Source organism: Haloarcula vallismortis ATCC 29715 (assembly GCF_000337775.1).
In the GTDB taxonomy this organism is placed as follows: Archaea; Halobacteriota; Halobacteria; order Halobacteriales; family Haloarculaceae; genus Haloarcula; species Haloarcula vallismortis.
In genome coordinates this window covers 1-1357 of the sequence record NZ_AOLQ01000028.1, presented here as the reverse complement: position 1 = coordinate 1357, position 1357 = coordinate 1, and the positions used below count along the sequence as shown (strand labels likewise).

Genomic DNA, 1357 nt, shown 5'->3' with positions numbered 1-1357 from the left:
AGCGGTAGCGAGCGTCTCTTGCAGTATCGGTCGTTGCTGGTGGATTTTCTGAGCATCCTCGATCAGCCGCTCTAACAACGGTGGCGGCGAGTAGCCGAGGTACTCACCGAGTTCAGAGAGGATAAGCTGGGCGTGCGACCGGAAGGTCGCCGCCCAGCGTTCCGGCGGAAACACGATTTCATCGTCGGCTTGTTCGGTGACCAGACCCAACAGATCACGACTCACTAACAGCGACAGCAACGCCGCATATATCAGGATCTCCACGATATACGTCTTGCTCGTATCGAACTCATCCAAGTTGTACTGCGTCTTCAGCTCACGAAACAACAGTTCTACCTCCCACCGACATCGATAGATCGTTGCTAGATCTGCTGGCAGAAACTCCTCTCTCGGGAGATTCGTAATGTACAAATGGTAGTCGTCGGCGTCCTCATCCCGGACGCCGACCGTCTTGCTGTCGTATGATTGCGTGCCCGCGTACTCTCGTCGCTGAAACGTCGCTTCCACTTCTACATCGATGTGCTCTCGGTAGAGGTTGTCCACGACATCCTGGACCTTCTCCCCTTCCAAGGGAATGGCGTCGCCACGCCATTCCCGTAATTCCGCCGTTATTTTCGGGTTTGCGTTCGGTTTCAGCCGACTCACGAAGTAGCCGTCATTCTCGTCAATCAGCGCAAAGCGGCGGTACTTGAAGTACGCTTGATCGAACAGTACCAACCGATCTTCTAGCCATGATCCCGTGGAAAACTCGGTGCTGTCGTGTGCTTTCTCGTCAGTGACGCTGAACCGATCAATCGTCTGGTCGGTGACGTTGTGGAGCAGGTGGAGCCGCGCTCCACCCTGCTCCCCTCGCCGTGGTTCGAACTCATCTGAGAGAAGCCGATGCAACCGTAGCACGGTTCCATCGGCGATCATCACGTCACGGAATCGGTCGATATCGATGTCAACAGCATCAGGAACAGCGACCTCGTCGATGCCGTGCTCGACGAGGTCGCGGAGATACTCCGCAAAAGCTGGCGTCAATCGCTGATGAAATCCACCGGGAGAGAGGGTTTTATCGGCAGTAGCGTTGTAACTGCGACGGAAGCCGGCAAGTGTTCGGCTCTCGCCTGCGGCGAAGCCGAACACGAACGACCACACGAGGGCGGGCATCTGTGTTTTCCTGTTGCGTTCGACCACGCCGAGTTTCTCGGCGTGCTCTTCGAGGAACTCGGAGGGAAACAGTGTAGTGAGCCGACGCATGATTCTTGATGAGGAGGCTTTGGTGTGCACAGCCGTTGCCTCCTCATTCCTCTCGAAAAGAAGCCTCGATAAGCCGCTGCTGTCACGCGGTTTCTCGACTAACTAAAGACGGATG

1 protein-coding gene is annotated in these 1357 nt (G+C 56.0%); it reads right to left on the bottom strand.

Annotated elements, in window-relative coordinates:
* A partial coding sequence (locus C437_RS07650) for an IS4 family transposase (RefSeq protein ID WP_004516357.1) occupies positions 1-1242 on the bottom strand: 1242 nt, incomplete at its 3' end.
* Between the last annotated feature and the right edge of the window lie 115 nt (positions 1243-1357).